This is a genomic window from Bradyrhizobium sp. Mp19, from assembly GCF_029952935.1.
Lineage (GTDB): Bacteria > Pseudomonadota > Alphaproteobacteria > Rhizobiales > Xanthobacteraceae > Bradyrhizobium > Bradyrhizobium elkanii.
This window is the reverse complement of the sequence record NZ_JASAUT010000036.1, coordinates 25520-42998: the sequence shown is the minus strand read 5'-3', so window position 1 is coordinate 42998 and position 17479 is coordinate 25520. Positions and strand designations below refer to the sequence as shown.

The 17479-nt window shown below is 60.6% G+C and carries 18 protein-coding genes; 7 read left to right on the top strand and 11 right to left on the bottom strand.

Translation table 11 applies throughout. From position 1 onward, the window contains the following. Positions 1 to 10 precede the first annotated feature (10 nt). From QJT82_RS30705 to QJT82_RS30690, 4 genes are all read right to left on the bottom strand, one after another. Entirely contained in the window at positions 11 to 1609 is a 1599-nt protein-coding gene (locus QJT82_RS30705; protein ID WP_348652250.1) for a carboxyl transferase domain-containing protein, read from the bottom strand. A 176-nt stretch (positions 1610 to 1785) separates the two neighbouring features. Further along, positions 1786 to 2202 carry a Zn-ribbon domain-containing OB-fold protein gene (locus tag QJT82_RS30700; protein ID WP_028342804.1) on the bottom strand — a complete coding sequence of 139 codons (417 nt, stop codon included), beginning with the start codon at positions 2200 to 2202 and terminating at the stop codon, positions 1786 to 1788. Continuing rightward, a complete protein-coding gene (locus QJT82_RS30695; RefSeq protein WP_051448020.1) occupies positions 2202 to 3383 on the bottom strand; it encodes a thiolase in 1182 nt (393 codons plus the stop codon). The genes QJT82_RS30700 and QJT82_RS30695 overlap by 1 nt, the downstream gene beginning before the upstream one ends. Further along, positions 3380 to 4921 carry an AMP-binding protein gene (locus QJT82_RS30690; RefSeq protein ID WP_028342802.1) on the bottom strand — a complete coding sequence of 514 codons (1542 nt, stop codon included), beginning with the start codon at positions 4919 to 4921 and terminating at the stop codon, positions 3380 to 3382. Before QJT82_RS30690 ends, QJT82_RS30695 begins: the two co-directional genes overlap by 4 nt. Before the next feature lie 132 nt (positions 4922 to 5053). Here QJT82_RS30690 and QJT82_RS30685 point away from each other — a divergent pair, with 132 nt between their 5' ends. Beyond that, a complete protein-coding gene (locus QJT82_RS30685) occupies positions 5054 to 5863 on the top strand; it encodes an enoyl-CoA hydratase/isomerase family protein (RefSeq protein ID WP_028342801.1) in 810 nt (269 codons plus the stop codon). 102 nt (positions 5864 to 5965) lie between these two features. Here QJT82_RS30685 and QJT82_RS30680 read toward each other — a convergent pair whose 3' ends face one another. Then, positions 5966 to 7912 carry an AMP-binding protein gene (locus QJT82_RS30680; RefSeq protein ID WP_028342800.1) on the bottom strand — a complete coding sequence of 649 codons (1947 nt, stop codon included), beginning with the start codon at positions 7910 to 7912 and terminating at the stop codon, positions 5966 to 5968. A gap of 69 nt (positions 7913 to 7981) precedes the next feature. Here QJT82_RS30680 and QJT82_RS30675 point away from each other — a divergent pair, with 69 nt between their 5' ends. Beyond that, the gene (locus QJT82_RS30675; RefSeq protein ID WP_051448019.1) at positions 7982 to 8794 is read left to right on the top strand and encodes an enoyl-CoA hydratase/isomerase family protein; all 813 of its coding nucleotides are present in this window, start codon (positions 7982 to 7984) and stop codon (positions 8792 to 8794) included. Positions 8795 to 8801: 7 nt separating this feature from the next. On the opposite strand, the gene QJT82_RS30670 is transcribed toward QJT82_RS30675, so the two are convergent. Then, positions 8802 to 9566, bottom strand: coding sequence for a TetR/AcrR family transcriptional regulator (locus tag QJT82_RS30670; protein WP_196238205.1), 765 nt, complete (start codon positions 9564 to 9566; stop codon positions 8802 to 8804). Between the two features lie 542 nt (positions 9567 to 10108). Between QJT82_RS30670 and QJT82_RS30665 the strand changes: the two genes are divergently transcribed. After that, positions 10109 to 11701 carry a recombinase family protein gene (locus QJT82_RS30665; RefSeq protein ID WP_259244198.1) on the top strand — a complete coding sequence of 531 codons (1593 nt, stop codon included), beginning with the start codon at positions 10109 to 10111 and terminating at the stop codon, positions 11699 to 11701. 204 nt (positions 11702 to 11905) lie between these two features. On the opposite strand, the gene QJT82_RS30660 is transcribed toward QJT82_RS30665, so the two are convergent. After that, entirely contained in the window at positions 11906 to 12061 is a 156-nt protein-coding gene (locus QJT82_RS30660; RefSeq protein WP_245288820.1) for a hypothetical protein, read from the bottom strand. A 104-nt stretch (positions 12062 to 12165) separates the two neighbouring features. Between QJT82_RS30660 and QJT82_RS30655 the strand changes: the two genes are divergently transcribed. Next, positions 12166 to 12288, top strand: a complete 123-nt coding sequence (locus QJT82_RS30655) for a hypothetical protein (protein WP_259244196.1) — start codon at positions 12166 to 12168, stop codon at positions 12286 to 12288. 345 nt (positions 12289 to 12633) lie between these two features. Here the strand turns inward: QJT82_RS30655 and QJT82_RS30650 are convergent, their stop codons facing one another. Continuing rightward, on the bottom strand, positions 12634 to 12891 hold the full coding sequence (locus QJT82_RS30650; protein ID WP_028342797.1) for a hypothetical protein: 258 nt from the start codon (positions 12889 to 12891) through the stop codon (positions 12634 to 12636). A 226-nt stretch (positions 12892 to 13117) separates the two neighbouring features. Here QJT82_RS30650 and QJT82_RS30645 point away from each other — a divergent pair, with 226 nt between their 5' ends. Beyond that, positions 13118 to 13450, top strand: coding sequence for a hypothetical protein (locus QJT82_RS30645; protein ID WP_225162473.1), 333 nt, complete (start codon positions 13118 to 13120; stop codon positions 13448 to 13450). Positions 13451 to 13479: 29 nt separating this feature from the next. Here the strand turns inward: QJT82_RS30645 and QJT82_RS30640 are convergent, their stop codons facing one another. The 3 genes from QJT82_RS30640 to QJT82_RS45630 all read right to left on the bottom strand — a co-directional run bounded on the left by QJT82_RS30640 (position 13480) and on the right by QJT82_RS45630 (position 15726). Continuing rightward, positions 13480 to 13707: a hypothetical protein gene (locus QJT82_RS30640; protein ID WP_155258658.1), complete on the bottom strand. Its 228-nt coding sequence runs from the start codon at positions 13705 to 13707 to the stop codon at positions 13480 to 13482. Positions 13708 to 13989: 282 nt separating this feature from the next. Continuing rightward, positions 13990 to 15093 carry a DNA polymerase IV gene (gene dinB / locus QJT82_RS30635; RefSeq protein WP_028342794.1) on the bottom strand — a complete coding sequence of 368 codons (1104 nt, stop codon included), beginning with the start codon at positions 15091 to 15093 and terminating at the stop codon, positions 13990 to 13992. A gap of 93 nt (positions 15094 to 15186) precedes the next feature. Further along, entirely contained in the window at positions 15187 to 15726 is a 540-nt protein-coding gene (locus QJT82_RS45630; protein ID WP_155258657.1) for a hypothetical protein, read from the bottom strand. Between the two features lie 696 nt (positions 15727 to 16422). Here QJT82_RS45630 and QJT82_RS30625 point away from each other — a divergent pair. Then, complete coding sequence (locus tag QJT82_RS30625) at positions 16423 to 16596, top strand: hypothetical protein (protein WP_155258656.1); 174 nt, start codon at positions 16423 to 16425, stop codon at positions 16594 to 16596. 239 nt (positions 16597 to 16835) lie between these two features. Next, complete coding sequence (locus QJT82_RS30620; protein WP_028342792.1) at positions 16836 to 17477, top strand: TetR family transcriptional regulator C-terminal domain-containing protein; 642 nt, start codon at positions 16836 to 16838, stop codon at positions 17475 to 17477. Positions 17478 to 17479: the final 2 nt, after the last annotated feature.

The window sequence follows — 17479 nt, the reverse complement described above, 5'->3', positions numbered from 1 at the left end:
CCCCCTTCGTCTACATCCGGAACACGCCGAAATCGGTGTGCTGACGCGGGACGCGCCCGGCGAGGTCAAGCAACAGCGCCATCACGCTGCGGGTTTCGAGCGGATCGATCACCATGTCGCACCAGGTGTTGCGGGCGAAATTGTAGGCATTGGCGAAATCCTCGAACGTTCGCCGGGTCGGCGCCATGTAGGCCTCGCGCTCGGCGTCCGTCCAACTCGTGCCCTCGCGTTTGTGCACCTCGTCGCGAACCATCGCGAGCGTGGTCGCGGCCTGGTCGGGACCCATGATGGCGGAACGGGCATTTGGCCACATCATCATGGCATTTGGCCGGAACGCCCGGCCGCACATCGCGAGGTAGCCTGCGCCGTAGGCATTACCCATGATGAGCGTGTATTTCGGGACATTGGCGCTTGCCATTGCCGTGATCATTTTTGCGCCGTTCTTGGTGATGCCGCCTTCCTCGGCTTCACGGCCAACCATGAATCCCGTGACATCCGCCATGAACAGCAGCGGGATGTCGCGCTTGCAGCACAGCTCGATAAAGTGCGTCGCTTTCAGCGCGCTTTCGGAGAACAGCACGCCGTTGTTGCAGAGAATGCCGATCTCGAAGCCCATGATTCGCGCAAAGCCGGTCACCAGCGTGTCGCCATAGAGCGGCTTGAACTCATGGAATTCACTGCCGTCGACGAGACGCGCGAGGACATCGCGATTATTGGTGGGAATGCGCGGATCCGAACTGATCAGGCCGTAGATTTCGTTGGGGTCGAAGTGTGGCTCGCGCACCGGGGCGACGGTCCGGGTTTGCCGGGGAATCTCGCCGAGACTGGCGACGATCTCGCGCGTGATGGCAATTGCATGGGCGTCGTTTTCGGCGAGATGGTCAGTGACACCGCTCACGCGGCTATGCATCTCGCCGCCGCCGAGTGCCTCGATGCCGACCTCTTCGCGGGTCGCCGCATAGACCAGCTGCGGCCCGCCGAGGAACATGGCGCCCTGGTTTCTGATGATGACGGTCTCATCGCTCAACGCGGGAATGTAGGCGCCGCCCGCGGTAGAGGGACCGTGCACCACCGCAATTTGCGGGATGCCTTCAGCCGACATCCTGACCTGGTTGTAGAAGATCGAGCCAAACTGGCCATCGTCAGGGAAGATATTGGGCTGGTCGGGCAGGTTGGCGCCGCCGGATTGGACCAGGGTCACGCAGGGCAGGCGGTGCTGCCAGGCGAAGCGCTGCGCACGAACATGCTTCTTGCAGGTGATACCGTAATAGGTGCCGCCCTTTACGGTGGGCTCGTTGGCGATGATCATGCAGGGACGATCGGAGATCATTCCAACGCCGGTAATGATGCTGCCGCCGGGCGGTACGCCTTCGTAAAGGCCGTCGCCGGCCAACTGACAGAATTCGAGGAACGGTGATCCGGGATCGATCAGCGCCGCGATCCGCTCGCGCGGGAGCAGCTGATCGCGTTCCTTGTGAAGCTTGCGTGCCCGTTCCGGGCCGCCCAGTGCTGCCGCGGCCCGGCGCCGCCTGAGATCCGCAACGCGTTCGGCGTAGGCGCTGCGGTTGCGGGCGTAGTCCTCGGTCGAGGTGACGACGTCCGATTTCATGATTGCCATTGCGGGTGGTCCTGGCGGCTGCGCGGCAAGTCCGTCGGTGACCTGCCGCTGGTGTAAATCGACCGGTGGGTCGGCGGTGCGAGCGCCACAAAATCGAGGTGCTGCAAAATTCTAACAGTTGTTAGAATTGATCGCGCGCGGATGCAAGCAGAACTCATGCGGATCCCTCAGGCTTTCCGGAAGCGCGGCAGAGTTATGTCGTCGGAGACCTGGTCGAATGCGAGCTCGACCTCCATGTCGAAGGTGACGTCCGCCGGATCGCTCCCCGTCAGGGTGCTGATCATGCGCGGCCCTTCGTCGAGTTCGACGAGCAGCACGGCATAAGGGACATCCGCCTTGAATGCGGGGCCGGGAGCCCGATAGACCACGCTGAAGGAGTGCACCTTGCCGCGGCCGGTCGCGGGCCTGTGCTCGAGCTCTTCGCCGCCGCACTCGCGACATGTGGTTTGCTGGTAGTACTGCACGTTGCGGCATCGGCGGCAGTGCTGCAGCAGGAGCTTGCCGTGGCGCAAGCCATGCCAGAATGCGGTCGTATCGGCATCCGGAGCGGGCAGGGGCTTTCGGGTGGAATTCTCGGATGCCATCACAGCGTTCCCTCAGTGCCCAGAATGGCCGTGGCATTGGTGGCGAATCCCGCTCCGAGGCTGTGCACCAGCCCGAGCGCGGCGCCGTCGACCTGCCGCTCGCCGCATTGCCCACGCAGCTGCGCGATCACCTCATGGAAGTGGAACAGGGCGCCAGGCATTCCGGAATGCGCGAATGACAGCAGGCCGCCATGGGTGTTGGAGGGTATTTGGCCGCCGTAGCTCATTTGTCCGTCGGCGACGAACGGGCCGCCTTCACCCTTCCGGCAGAAGCCGAGGTCCTCAAGCATCATCACCACGGTGCCCGTGAAGCAGTCATAGATGCCGGCGACATCCATATCGCGCGGCTGGTAGCCGGCCATTGCGTAGGCCCGCCGGCTGGATTCGACGGCACCGGTCGTGGTCAGGGACGGCATCAGGAAGATGTGCTCGTGGGTGTAGCATTCGCCGCAACCGAGGACGAAAATCGGCTTCTCGATCCCGAGGGCCTTCGCATGCTCGGCCGACGTGAGGACAAATGCCGCGCCGCCGTCCGAGATCAGCGAACAGTCGAGCTTGTGATAGGGCGTGGTGACCATAGGCGAATTGAGCACGTCCGCTGCGGTGATCGGCGCCGTCTGCTGCGCGCCGGGGGTCCGCGCCGCGTGACGCCTGTGCACGACGGCGACCTCCGCCAACTGCTCGGGCGTGGTGCCGAACTCCCTCATATGCCGGTGCGCGGTCATTGCGAAAGTGTTGACAACCGGAATGCCGAACGGCATCTCGTATTGCTGATCCCGGCTTTCGGTGAGCGAACGCAGCGCCAGATCCGGCGTCAGCCCCGTCATCAGGCTGTCGGCCGCGACCAGTAGCACCACCTTGGCGAGGCCGCCGTGAATGGCGGCCGCACCAATGCTGAACATCGTCGCCGCCGTGGCGCCGGACACCTGCAACGTGTTCGAGAAGGTCGGACGGATTCCAAAATACTCGCTGAAGGCAACGCTGAAGCGATGGAACGGGGAGGCGAAAGCATGGCTCGACAGCACGCCGTCCACCTGGCTCTTGGCGAGGCCGGCGTCGGTGAGTGCGTTTGCCGCGGCCTCTGCCGCAAGCGAGAGTGGACTGCGGCCTGGCACCTTGCCGACCGCCGACAATCCGATGCCGATGACGGCAACCTTTCCTCTCAGGCTGGTGTCGCTCATGTGGAAGCTTTCAACAGGCGTTCGAGTTCGTGGCGTTGGACCTTGCCACTTGTCGAGCGAGGGAATTCACCAAAGGCAATGAAACGGAATTCGCGCGGCCGCTTGTAGCTCGCCAGCTCGCGGCGGCACAGTTCGGTGAGCTCGGCTACCGTCATTGCAGCCCCTTCGCGGCACGCGACAAAGGCGACGGGGGCCTCTCCCCACCTTGGGTCGGCAGCGCGGACCACTGCGACTTCCGCGATCCGATCGTCGCCTAGCAGGACGCGTTCGATTTCGGCGGGATAGATATTCTCGCCGCCCGACTTGATCAGGTATTTGGCGCGGTCGACGAAATCGAGCGATCCGTCGGCGTTGCGCCTGAACACGTCGCCCATGTGAAACCAGCCGCCGCGGAAGTCGCGCGTGTTGGTCTCGTCCGCGCGCCAATAGCCGGAGAATAGTGTCGGGCTGCGAATGACCAACTCGCCGGGCTCGCCGGGCGCGACCTCGTTGTCGGAGGTATCCACCAGCTTGATCTGGCAGAACGCATTTTGCCGCTTGGACAGGCTGGCCGGCACATCGCCTGGCGCAATCAGCGCCCGCGTCGCCGGCGGCAGGCCGGTCTCGGTCGAGCCGAAGCTGTTGAGATAGGGGGCGCCGAGCATTTCGGTGACCTCGGCAATGGCGTGCGGGGCGACCAGATCCGCCATGGCTCCGCACACCCGCACTCCCTTCACCTTGGTGCGTTGCGCTTTCAGACCATCGATAAGCGCCTCTACCATGCCGGGAATGAGGACCAGCCAGCCGATGTCGTGTTGGGAAACGGCCATCAGCAGCGGTTCCAGCTGGAAGCCGTCGATCACAACGACAGTTCCGCCGCGCAGCAGGGTGGCGAGCGCATGATCGGTCGAGGCCATGTGGAACAGGGGGGCCCATGCGACGAATGTGTCGTGCGGAGCGATACCGAGTTCGGAGGAGAATACCAACGCCCGCATGACCATCGCGCGGTGCGAAATCACGGCACCTTTCGGCAGGCCGGTCGTTCCGCTGGTGTAGAGAATGACGAGCCCATCTTCCGGTTCGGCGACAGACGGGGATGCCCGCCCGTCTGCTCGCGTAAGCTCGCTTTCGTATTGAGATCCGATCTCCAGGATTGGATTCGCCTTGACGGCCGGCGGGAGGCTTGCTGCGAGGTCGGCCTCGACCAGCAGCAGCTTGGGCGACACCAGTTCGATGCAATAGGAGAGTTCGCGCTCCGACAACCGCCAGTTAAGGCAAGCCGTGATGATCCCGAGATTGGCGGCCGCCAACTCGATCTCGAGATATTCGGGACGGTTGCGCGACAGCAGGCCAAGCCGGTCGCCACGTTGCAGGCCCCGCGCGGCAAGCAGGACGGTCAACCGACGGACCCGGTCGCGCAACTCCCCATAGGTCACGTGCCGGCCGCGGTATTCGATCGCAGGCCTGTTGGCATGAAGCTCCGCACAGACCTCGAACAGTGCACCGACGGTTCCGATGCCGGATCCGCCGCCTGTCTGGATACTGAGCCCGGTTTCCATCAACGTTTCCTCGAGCGCTGTCTTTCGACATTCTTGTTTCGAGCCAGTGCTTGCGCCGGCCGACTACAAATTCTAACATCTGTTAGAAATAATTGGTAGCGCTTCTTAGGCGCCAAAAGCGGGAAGATCAATATGTCCAATCGGTACGCGGCCTACACGAGGTTGAAGCTCGACTATCCGGCTGAACGGATCCTTCGGATCACCTTCGACCGGCCGGAGACCTATAACTCCGTCGACGCCGAGACCCATACACAGCTCACTCACATCTGGAGAGACATCGACTGCGATCCCGACATCAGCGCCGTGATTGTCACGGGGGCGGGCAAGGCATTCTCGGCCGGCGGCGATTTCGAGCTGATCAAGTCACTGCTCGACAATCCGGCCGCGCGGATGGCGACCTGGAAAGAGGCCAAGGATCTCGTCTACAACGTCATCAACTGCAACAAGCCAATCATCTCGGCGATCAATGGCGTCGCCGTGGGCGCCGGCCTCGTCGTCGGGATCCTTGCCGACGTGTCGATCTGTGGCAAATCGGCGCGGATCGTGGACGGCCACACCCGGCTCGGTGTCGCCGCTGGCGACGTCGCCTGTATCATCTGGCCGCTGCTCTGCGGACTGGCGAAGGCAAAGTACTATCTGCTCACGTGCAAGCCGCTGTCGGGTGAGGAAGCCGAGCGGATCGGCCTGGTTTCGCTGTGCGTCGAAGATGCGGAGCTGCAAGGCATCGCATTGGAAACGGCGCAGGATCTCGCCACCGGCGCACAGAGTGCGATCCGCTGGACCAAATATGCGTTGAACAACTGGCTTCGCGTCAACGGGCCGCTGTTCGACACGTCAACCGCCCTCGAAATCCTCGGCTTTGCCGGCAATGAGGCCCGCGAAGGCCTGGCCTCGCACCTTGAGAAGCGCAAGCCAGCTTTCCCCAAGGATTGCCCGATCTAGGATCGTCTGATCGACATCAAGGCAACCGACCTGAGTGGTTGCCTTGATGTCTCACTTCACACCATGCGTCGTCGCCTGGTCCGGGCCAATCCGGGCCGGCAGCTATCCCTTGAGCTTCTGACGGATATGGTGGATCGCCTCGGGGTTGGCGAGCGCCGACAGATCGCCGGGGTCCTTGTCTTCGAAGACTGCGCGAAGCACGCGGCGCATGATCTTCATGTTACGCGTCTTCGGCAGGTCATCGACCAGCAATACCCTTTCCGGGCGGTACGAGGTGCCCATTCCGTGCACCAGGGCCTGGGCAAGCTCTTCCGACAGCGCGCGGGGGTCTTTCGCACCAGGACTCGGCACGCAAGCACAAACGATAGCGGAGCCTTTGACCGGATGCGGGACGCTGAAGACGGCAGCTTCCGCGACCTTGCCGGTTGCGGTCAGCACGCCCTCGAGCTCTGCCGGACCGACGCGCTTGCCCGAAATCTTGAGGGTGTCGTCCGAGCGGCCAAGAATGTAATAGAGACCGTCCTTGCCGCGCATGGCAAAGTCGCCATGCACCCAGATTCCCGGAATCGTCTTCCAGTAGCTCTCGAGATAGCGCTGGTCGTCCTTCCAAAGGCTCTTGGTGAGCCCGATCGATGCATGACGCAGCACCAGCTCGCCGACCTCGCCGTCGGGGACAGGGTTACCCGCCATGTCGACGATATCCGCGCCGACTCCGAGGGCAGGCCGGGAGAACGAACATGGGTTCATTGGATGGTTCGGGGTGCCGGTAAAGATGCAGCCGCCGACTTCCGTTCCGCCGGAAATATTGATGATTGGGATCTTTGACTTGCAGACGTGTTCGAAGAACCATCGCCACGGTGCCTCCGTCCAGGCCTCGCCGCCCGAAGCAGTCATTCGCAGGCTCGAGAGGTCGTACCGCTGGACCTCCTCGCCATGGCGCATCATGCCGCGCACGATGGTCGGTGAAACACCGAGATAGGTGACCTTGTGATCGGCGATCAGGCGCCAGAAGCGTCCCGTATCGGGATAATCGGGCGTCCCCTCGGCCACGAGGAGTCTGCCGCCAGCGAAGCTTGGAATGCAGGCGCACATCGCGCCCACCATCCATCCCATGTCGCTGAAGAAGAAAAACAGGTCCGTTGGCTTGAAGTCGCCGCAGATGATCATATCCCGCGTCACCATTGAGCCAATGAAGCTGATATGCGTCCACACGCAGCCCTTTGGTTCGCCGGTCGTACCCGACGTGTAGAGAAGGATGGCGGGATCTTCCGCGTCCATCTCGACGGTCGGGAAATTTGCTTCCTCCTTTGCGATCTCATCCCACCAGTGGTCGCGTCCCGCCTGGATGGGTGTGTCGATGCCGAGCCCGCCGCGGTTTGCCACGATCACATGCTGGACGGTTGGTGCGGTCTCCAGGGCCTCGTCGAGAACCGATTTAAGCGGAGCAGGAGCGCCCCGGCGCCAGGTACCGTTCGCGGTGATGACGGCCTTCGCCTCACCATGGTTGAGCCGCGCCCGGATCGGGTCGGGACCGAAGCCGGAGAACAGGGGCATCACGATCGCCCCGATCTTCAGGATTGCAAAGAAAGCCATAAAGGTTTCGGGCAGGTTGGGCATGTAGATCGCGACGACGTCGCCCTTGCCGATGCCGAGCTTGCGCAGGCCCGATGCCAGCCGTTCGACAGCGGATGCGAACTCGGCGTAGGTCAGTCGCCGCTGCTCGCGCCTGTCTTCGCCTTCCCAGACCAGGAATGTCTTGTCCCAGACTTCAGTTCCGCGGTGCTTGTCGATGCAATTGAGGACGATGTTCGTGGTCCCGCCAACGCACCAGCGCGCCCACGGTTCGCCCCGTGCAAGATCAAGGATCTTCTCGGGCTTGCGATAGAAGCGAACGTCACAGAACCCGAACACTTCCTGCGCGAGCCAGGCTGGATCGATGTCGGCCTTGGCCGCCAGCGTGTCGTAGTCCGGCTGCCCGGTGGCGCGAAGAAACGCGCTCAGGTTGCTCTGCTCCACCAGTTCCGCGGGGGGCGTCCAGAGATACGCCATCTTGCTTCCTCCTGCCTCAAGAGCTGCGCCATGTTCTTGCATCTGGCGTGCGGCGATGTATTCTAACAAATGTTAGAATTCAAGGAAGAAGATATCGTGGCTGAAAAAGAGCAAGTCCGCTATTCCGTCGAAGACGGCATCGCGACCGTGACCATAGACCGCCCCGAACGCAAGAACGCGCTCTCGGTCGAGGCGATGAACGGCCTGACCGACGCCTGGGACAGGGTCGAAACCGACGCCTCGGTCCGCGCGATCATCCTGACCTCAGCGGATTGCGGGGTATTCTGCGCAGGGCTGGATCTGAAGCAGGCCGCGGAAATCCGGGCGAGGGACGGGGTGGATGTCCTGACGCTGATGCGTGATCCCATGCAGCACGCGATGCGGAAGGTCTCCAAGCCCATCATTGCTGCCATGACGGGATCTTTGATGGCCGGCGGGATGATGCTTGCGCTGAAGTGCGACTTGAGGATCGGGCTGCGCGGCACCCGTGCGGGAATAACCGAGGTCAAGATGGGGCGCGGGTCCCCGTGGGCGGTGCCGATGCTTTGGATGGTGCCGCAACCCCTACTGATGGAGATGGTTCTGACGGGCGAGACGATCGCGATCGAACGGCTCGCGGAGCATGGTTTCGTGAACTCGCTTGAGGATACACCAAAGGCCGTGCGCGAACGTGCGCTTGAGCTGGCGCGGAAAATCGTCGAGGGCGCGCCATTGTCGGTCAAGGCGGCCAAAGCGAGCATGCTTGCCGCGATGGACCTGGGGTTTGCGCAGGGCCTCGTCGCGGCCGAGCGCCTGCATGAGGAGGCCTATGCCAGTCTTGATGCGATCGAAGGGCCGAAAGCGTTCGCAGAGAAGCGCAAGCCGGTCTGGCAGGGCAGATAGATTGGGATCAGGGCTTATTGACGCCTTCGAAGATCAGCGTCTCCGTGCGACGGGCCAATTCAAGCACGGCATCCCTGTTTTCCAGCCTGAACCATTCGATTGTCCAGTTGAGAGCTCCGATCACGAACATACGCAATGGCACCACCTCCATGTCGGCGCGGATCTCGCCGGCGCGCCGGGCATCGATGAAGAGCTGGTCCCAATATTCCGCGTATGCGCGCCGCAGCGGCCGGTGCGGCTTCTTCAGTTGCTCCGGCAATTGCCCGTAGATTCGAATGTTGGCTGAAGTGAAATCGCTCGTCTCGAGGAGCGCGACGAGGTGGGCCTCGATCGCAAGACCGATCTTGCGCCGGTGCGATACTTTTCCGGCGCGCTCGACCGAGTTCTTCACCGTCTCGAACACGTGGCGGAGGCCGCGGTCCAGCACCTCGTCGAGAATCTGCTCCTTGGAGTCGAAATGGTAGTAGATGCTACCGGCCTTTATCTTGGCCCTGGTTGCGATCTGGCGCAGCGTCGTTGCCGAAAACCCCTGGCGACGAAACAGCTGGGCCGCGGAATGCAGGATGAGGTCCCGCGACCGCTCTGACTTGGGCGTTGCGGCCGCAGAGCCTTTGTCGGACTCGGCCTTGCGTCCGCGGCTTGCGGACGGGGCTTTCGGCCGGCGCGTCGCCGGCCTCGGGCCAGACCGGTCACCGGAACGCAAGGATGACCGCACCGTTTTCATATCTCCCGCAAGCTCCGTGTCGACATACCAGGCTGCCGGCTCGTGCAACCAATGATCGTTGTCGAAGCAGATTCCGCGGAGCATGGCAATATCCGGCAGGTAACAGCCCGATGGTACCTGACGGCATCAAAACACAGGGCCCGCAAGCCGCGCGGCTGTGGCGGCTCGCCTGGCAGGCGGCAGGCGACATTCGGCACAACCTCCGATGCCGCGGGAGTTGAGAAGTCATTCCTGGCTAAGCGGCGTTTCTGTCGCCGTCTCTTTCGCGTTCAGCTAAGTTCAACGTTGTCACTCACTTAAGATCGGCTTTTCACTATCCCGCGGTGGTGACCAGTTCCTGATGTCAGCGCATGGAGTGGCCGGCTCGGGGGCGGCTATCGCTTTGATGCACCTTTGGGCGTGCCGGCGTCAGGCTTCGGCGAGGCCCCCGATCGGTGCGGGAAATAGAACCGATATGAGATCAGCGCCTGCCGGCAAATTGATCGGGTGTGTGATTGGATCGATGATTTGCCCAACGGCAAAGAGAATATTTTCAAAGTTGGTTTTGGGGCATGGCAAAGATGGAGTAAGCTGGCCTCGTCGGGGTGCCCATGGCAAATGCACTTACGATAAGGAAGGATCACCTTCCAAAAGGTGACATGGAACGGCGAGCGGCGCAGTACGTTCGCATGTCTACCGAAAAGCAAGTCTACTCAATCGCAAACCAGATGGCAGTGATCGCGGCTTACGCCAGCGCGCACCGTCTGGCGATCGTCAAGACCTATGCGGACGAAGGCAAAAGCGGCCTTCAGATCAAGAACCGAGCAGGCCTTCGACGGTTGATAAGCGATGTCACAACAGGCGCAGCCGATTATGGTCAGCTTCTCGTATACGACGTGAGCCGGTGGGGGCGGTTTCAAGATCTAGACGAAGGTGCTCACTACGAGTTCCTCTGCCGGCAAGCCGGGGTGGAGGTCGAATATTGCGCCGAGGGATTCAAGAATGACTTCAGTTTGGCCTCTACCTTGGGAAAGTATCTCAAGCGAACGCAGGCCGCCGACTTCAGTCGCGATCTATCCGCCAGGGTGCATGCCTCCCACTCGCGGGTTATCCGGCAAGGGTTCTCGGTAGGTGCTCCGAAGACCTACGGTCTCAGACGCGAGCTGGTTGACCAGAAGCAGCGGCCGAAGATGTTTCTGGAGAAGGGCGAAGCCAAATTTTTGCAATCCGACCGCGTGAAGATCCGGCCGGGGCCTCCGGATCAGGTCACCATCGTCAAATGGATTTTCGCGCAATGTCTCAAGGGAAAATGCGATGCATGGATAGCGAGAGAGCTGAACCGCCGCAATGTGGAGACATCCACGGGGCACCCTTGGAATCCTGCGCTCATCTATCGCATTCTCAAAAACGAAGCCTTTATCGGAAACCTCCTTTACAATCGAGTCTCGCGCAAACTTAAGGGGCCAAGAGTCATCAATCCACCCGACCAGTGGATTCGCGTGGAACGGTGCATTGACCCGGTGATCAGCGTGTCCACCTTCGAACGCGTCCAAAAGATTCTTGCTAACCGGCGTGTCGAGGTATCAGAAACTGAAATGCTAGTTCGATTGCGCCGGACCCTCAAAAAAAGAGGACGGTTGAGCACCGGTATCATCAATAGCACTGTCGGATTGCCGAGCTTCCACACTTTCATTCGCCATTTCGGAACTATTCGAGAAGCTTACCGGTTGATCGGTTATACTTCCGAACGGGACCATACATACATTGATGCGAAAGAGCATTGGGCAGAGGAGATAGGAGCGCTGCGCCGGGAGATCGTGGCGGATCTCAAAGCGCTCGGCATAAAAGCAAACTCATCGGGCGACCAAGTCCTTATCGGAAGGGAGGTCTTGCTGGACTTTCGCGTTGCTCGCGCATACCGCTATCCCGGGTGTCTAAACCAGTACCGCATTCCATTCATTCGAAAGGTGATCGGCCGGTGGGTCGTCGTCATCAGGCTGACCAACGACGCCAAGTCGGTGCTCGACTACGTGCTGATCCCGAAAACAGGCTTGGTCAAACCAGATACGAGAGATGGCGTAAGAATAAGCGATGCCGCGCGAGACCGCCTTGGTTTTGAGATCTTCAAGTCGCCGCATACCCTGTCGATGGGGATACATCGAAAGCTTTCGCTTGGACGAACGGGAACTCGCAAGGTCAAATAGCTGGCGCCGCTTCCGGAGCGCTTGCCAACAGCAAGGCTCATGACGTAGCCGGGTCCTCGTTCCGTCCCCTGGTTCACAGTCGCAAAGCGTTTCGTCCCGCAAAGGTCGTTGCAGCGCTCTTGCCTCATCTCACGGCGTCGCATCCATACGTCGCGCTCCTCGTCTGTAGTGAGGACAACGGGCATGACCTAGAGGTGGATTGACTCAACGACAGCGTTCGCCGGCCTCGCCAAAAAGCCATAAACGTTGTGAGAACCTGGGATCGACTTTGACTTGGTGCCCGATCACCCCCTTGATCGTGGTCCAGATGCCGGCGAAGGCCGTCAGCTGCCGATCGTCGTCAAGCGCGAACCAAACCACGTCCTTTTTCTTGGTCTCCAGGTTCGGCTCCGGAGCACACCGAAGCTATTGAACGGCAAGAGCGGTTCTCCGGCTTAAGCCAGCCCGCAGCACATCGCTCAAGCATGAGGCTTTCCGCCTTTGTCGTCGAGGGCCTTGTCGGCTACGCGACCTTCGGCCATTGCCTCGACAGCCTCGACAACGTTTCGCCGCGCGGCTCGATCCTTAATCGCGCGGAACGCCCGTAGCAGTCGGAAGATGTCTGCCGCGTATCGAGCGAGTTGCTCCTTCGTCAAAGGTGAATCCCCGCAATGGCCGCTGAAACGGACCGTGGAATCGAAAAGGACCGTCCAAGGGGCGGTCCTTTCCGGCCGGCTGCAATGGGCCTGTAAAAACTCGAAAGGTGAAAAATGCTCTGCAAGTTACGATAACATCGGCAGGGATTGTATTACGGCCGTCCTGCCTCTCGCGAAATCCGGATCAATACGGTGTTCTGGCCGTCGAACGAGACGTGGCTGGGACAAGTGCAGTATGCGGCGATCCGACAGCTGCAGCCGCGGCGGCAGAAGCCTAACAGGCGCTTGGCGGGACCCTCACTGGAGGACCTTCGGTAGCACGACAACGACATCGATTTCCCGGCCGACGATCTGCGACGCAACGATTGCGATGGGCAGAACGAAATTGTCCTCGATTTCGGCTGCGCTCGATTCGTCTCTTGCGTAGACATACAGAAGATACCCGTCGATCTCCGCAAAGCGGATGCCGGCGAACACGCGGTCAAACGTTCCCGCGCCAACGATGAACGCCATTCTCGCCTGTATCGCGTAGTTCTGGATTTCGGTCAGGTCCATCTTGTTACCGTTAGGGATATTGCGTTGCTCGACATGATAGATGTTTACGCCTCCTGCTGGTGGCAAGGGCTGTTTTTCAGAATCGAGCCGAAGGGCGAGCTCCGGACTGGGTGAAGGCGGTCCGCTTTGAGTTACCAACGGAAGGGCTCCTGGCCTATAAGAGGATGAGGTCACCGGTTAAGCCCGGTTACCTTTGACCGTCTCATGGTTCAGCAAGGCGCGCAGAGTGAACAACCCAGAAGCCGTCGCCGCAATCGTGTCGGCCCTCCGGGAGGCTCACGGGGACAACGTTGCTCGCGCCTTCCTTGCTGATGGGGTAACCCTTGCGGCGCTTGTCGACGCAGTTTTCTCCCTCCCGATAAAGAATAGTGTGGCAGTCAGAACGATCGCCCGCGCGCTCGAATCCGGAGATTTTGTTATCTCACCCGACGTCGGGCCGCTTTGGCACGTCAGATATGTGTACAGCCACCCGGGCTCGATGACCGTCGTAGACATGGTGGTGCTGACACCCGAGAGGACGTTCACGAGCACCGAGATCTCGTTGCAGCTGCGCGGGTGATCCCCATTGCGGTTCGGGCCTCAAGGACTCTATCGCAATTCCTGGATATGGCCGGTGCTGTCGACGAGAATGGACCGTTCCTTCCCGTCCCGTGTGGCCTTGAACGTCTTGATCTTGCCAGATGGCACTTCGCGGATTTGCGAATAGCCAGCTGCTTCAAGCCTTGCCTTGATATTTTCCAAGGTGAGGGCAGATCCTGCCGGCAACGCGTTGAAAGCCGTCAGAAAGAAGAGGGCAGCGAGCTTTTTCGCCTTCATGTCCATTAGCCGATCTGAGTTACCGATGAAGCCGTCTCGTTGTCCCAGCACGATTGGACCAATTCTGCCCACTGTCCAGCGAGAAAAGAATGGAAAGAGCTCAAGATGGTTCAATGGGAAGCGGCGGTCGTTCGATGGACTGAGCGCGGAAGGGGCCGGCGAGTTCTGCGTGAATGCTACCCATGAAATTTCGCCCGAAGGGCGGTTTTCGCTCGGTCAGGTCATCCGGGGCCGGCTTGCGCAGCAGGCGATCTGAAATTAGAGGTGCGTCTATCGAGAGTGCTAAATCGGGAGATCGAGTTGAGGTTCCGCTCGGTCTTGGTCATGGAGCGCTGACAGCGACACGCCCAGCATGCGTACGGATTTTGGCAAGGGCATCTCGTGCCCTAACAGGTCGATAGCCAGACGCTCGAGGTCAGCGCGGTTAGATACCGGGCTAGACACCGATCTGCTGCGGGTAATGATCTCGAAATCGAAGAACTTGACCTTTAACGTCACCGTGCGCCCTCGGCTGCCGGTGCTCTCGCAATGCCGCCAGACTTTGTCGATGAGCGGCCGGAGCTCGACCGCCAGGGCGTCGAACGCTGTCAAATCGTTCGAGAATGTATTCTCTTCGCCGATGGACTTTCGTATCCGGTTCGCTCGAACCGGACGCTCGTCGACGCCGCGCGAGATCCAGTAGTAGTAGGCGCCCGATTTGCCGAAATTCGCGTTCATGAACTCGAGCGTCTGGTTGCGGATGTCGAGCCCGGTGAAGATGCCGAGGCCGTTGAACTTGGCTGTCGTCGCCGGGCCGATGCCGTGGAATCGGCCAACGGGGAGATTCTCCACGAAGGCAGGCCCCATCCCGGGTGTGATGACGAACTGGCCGTTGGGCTTACGATGGTCGGACGCGAGCTTCGCCAGGAACTTGTTGTAGGAGATTCCGGCAGAGGCCGTGAGGCCGGTTTCGGCGAGGATTTTGGCCCTGATAGCGGTAGCGATCTCGGTTGCGAGCGCGATCTTCTGAATGTTCTCGGTGACGTCGAGATATGCCTCGTCCAGCGACAGCGGCTCGATGATTTCCGTGTGCTCGGCGAAGATGTCCCGGACTTGCCGGCTGACGGCCTTGTAGACTTCGAAACGCGGCTTCACGAAAACCAGCTCCGGACACTGACGCTTTGCGGTGACCGACGGCATTGCTGAGCGGACCCCGAACTTGCGGGCCTCATAGCTCGCTGCGGCCACGACGCCGCGTTCTGCGGAGCCACCGACGGCCAGTGGCTTGCCGCGCAAGTCGGGATTGTCCCGTTGCTCCACCGACGCGTAGAACGCGTCCATGTCGATATGAATGATCTTGCGCGGTCGGGCCTCGCCGCTGTCCCGCGCCTGGTCTGGCGAATTCATTCGGAGACAGTACTCGAGGCCGTCGCGCGCGGGAATGGCGGGGAAAACGGGGAAAAGTCCGGTTCCGAACTGGCCGGTCGGACGTCGTGAGCCTCATGTTACCAACTCGCTATTGGACTTCGGCGATATCGCCCAAGCTTGGACGTTTTGGCCTTCGCCCGGAGTGTTTGTCTTCATTTCGTTGCGAGCCTTTTCATGAAGCAGTTTGACGAGCGGACGACCGCTAACCTCGACGTTGTTCTGGATGAAGTCTGCCGCGATCTCCCGAACGGCGGTGGCGATCACGAAACCAGGAAGTTCATCGCGCGAAAGCTGCTGCGGGCCGCCCAGCAGGGGAAAAAGACGCTTGGGGCTCTTGGGCGCGTTGCTCGACAGGCCTTGCAGGGGATTCCGGAAGACCGTCCAGCGTAACGCGCTGGGCAGGGTCTGCTGCTTCGCAACCAGGCGTTGATTGGACTTTACGGCAAGTAAGCGGGGAATGTTATGTACGATGTTTATTTGAACAGGAGCAACGAGCTTCTGGTTGTTATTCGGGGTGGCTCTATCCCTTCGGCAATCGCCGGAAGGTGGCGCAAACAGAAGCGTGTCGTTCGATCTGTCAGCCACGGTATTCGCGACGACGTCCGGCAGCATGGTTATCATCATCGCAATCTGGCGAAGCGATTGGTCGCCTCGACGAGGGCGGGGCTGCAGTAGGGATTATATTGCGTCGCACGGTGGGTGCTTGATCTCACCACAGTTTCGGGCTGACGCTATTCGACTGGCGTCTCAGGCACGATCGGAGATTGCGCCAATCGCAGGGAGATAAACCACCAGGAATCGCGCCGGGAGAGCGGGCCAACTAGTAGTGATCAGGACCGAACGTTGCTGCGCCCGTGATTGATTTTTGCCGAGATCTCCCTGCGAGATGCCTCGCATGAGGCCGTCGCGAAAGATACCCAATCAGCGCCGGGCCTCTTGCTCCGACTTCACTGAATTGCAGCCATAGCAACGAAACACATGGACCGCTTCGTACTTACCAACGGAGCGTAGTTCGGCCAACAGGCCCATATGACGACCGCAAACGTCACATTTGCATGCGAGCGCTTCCGTCTCTTGCCTGGACAGTGTTGGCATAGCGAACGTCCCATGCGCTATCCGCCGAGGGTTCGATCATGGGCCTCAGAACACGCTCGTTGTATCCGTGCGAATACGGGCTCTTCGTTTCCGGCGACGCTCTCCGCGTCCTTGATGGACCTTATACGTTATTGTCATGCCCCGAATGGGCTAAGCCTCCGTCGCAGTCGCGGCGTGTGGAATGTTGGACATCAACATCGCATACTGAGTGGCATGACGACCAAGACGCCTCATTTTCAGCCGGAGAAGACAAAAGACGGTCGCTGGTTTGTAGCGGTCAAGACCGGCAATGGGCCGGATTCTCACATCGGAGATTTTGATACGGAAGCCGACGCGGAGCGCTGGATTGCAACCAAGGCGAAGTACTGGCCTGGCAGAGAGAGCTGAAGTGCCGGGCTCCACTCTCCTGCGAATGCAGGCAATGCTAGCCTAATCCAGGCCAAATACCGGAAAATGGTTTGCATCGTTCCTGAAGCTTAACGGGAAAAACCAACGTGGTTTTTGCGATCCGGCACCTTGCTTCAGCGCAAAAGCTCTCACATGGGCGCGGGTGCGAAATTGAATGGACATTCAAAGAAATTCGATGATTTAGTGTGCCCGGTGAGCCGGGAAGAGGAGATCGTTGCTTGCAGAAGACGGAAAAACGGGCGCGGGGACGCCCGGTGGGATCGTCCGATCAGGAAGCAAAGCGACATGAGTTCGTGATCGCAGTCATGAAGGCGATCGCGGAGCGCGGCTACAAGGACGTGACAGTGGCGACCATTTGCGAGGCGGCCGGCTTTTCGCGCGGTCTGATCGGGCACTATTTTCCAGGGAAGGACGCGTTGTTGCTTCACGCGGTAGGGGAAGTGGCCAAGGATTTTGAACTGGCGACGAGAGCCGCGGCGGAGGCGGCCGGCCAAGATCCGCTGGACCGCTTGCACGCTATCGTCAACGCAAGTTTTCGGGCGCCCGTGTTCACGCCGGAAAGGGTCCTGGTCTGGGTCGCTCTGGCCAGCACGTCGCGTTGGTCTCCTGATCTTGCCGAGATTTATCACAAGCTGAACCGGCCGTATCGCCGTGGCTTGGCCAACCTTATGCAGCGCGCCGCGAATGCGCGGGGTGCCAAAGTCAACCCCGACCGTCTTGCGATCACGCTCACTCAGCTTACCGAAGGTCTGTGGTCCGGCTGGGCTGCCGATCCAAGAACGATATCCGCCGCGGAGGGAGAAGCGGCTTGTCACGACCTTCTCGACGCGTTCTTTCCGCCAAGAAGAGTGGCAAACTGAGG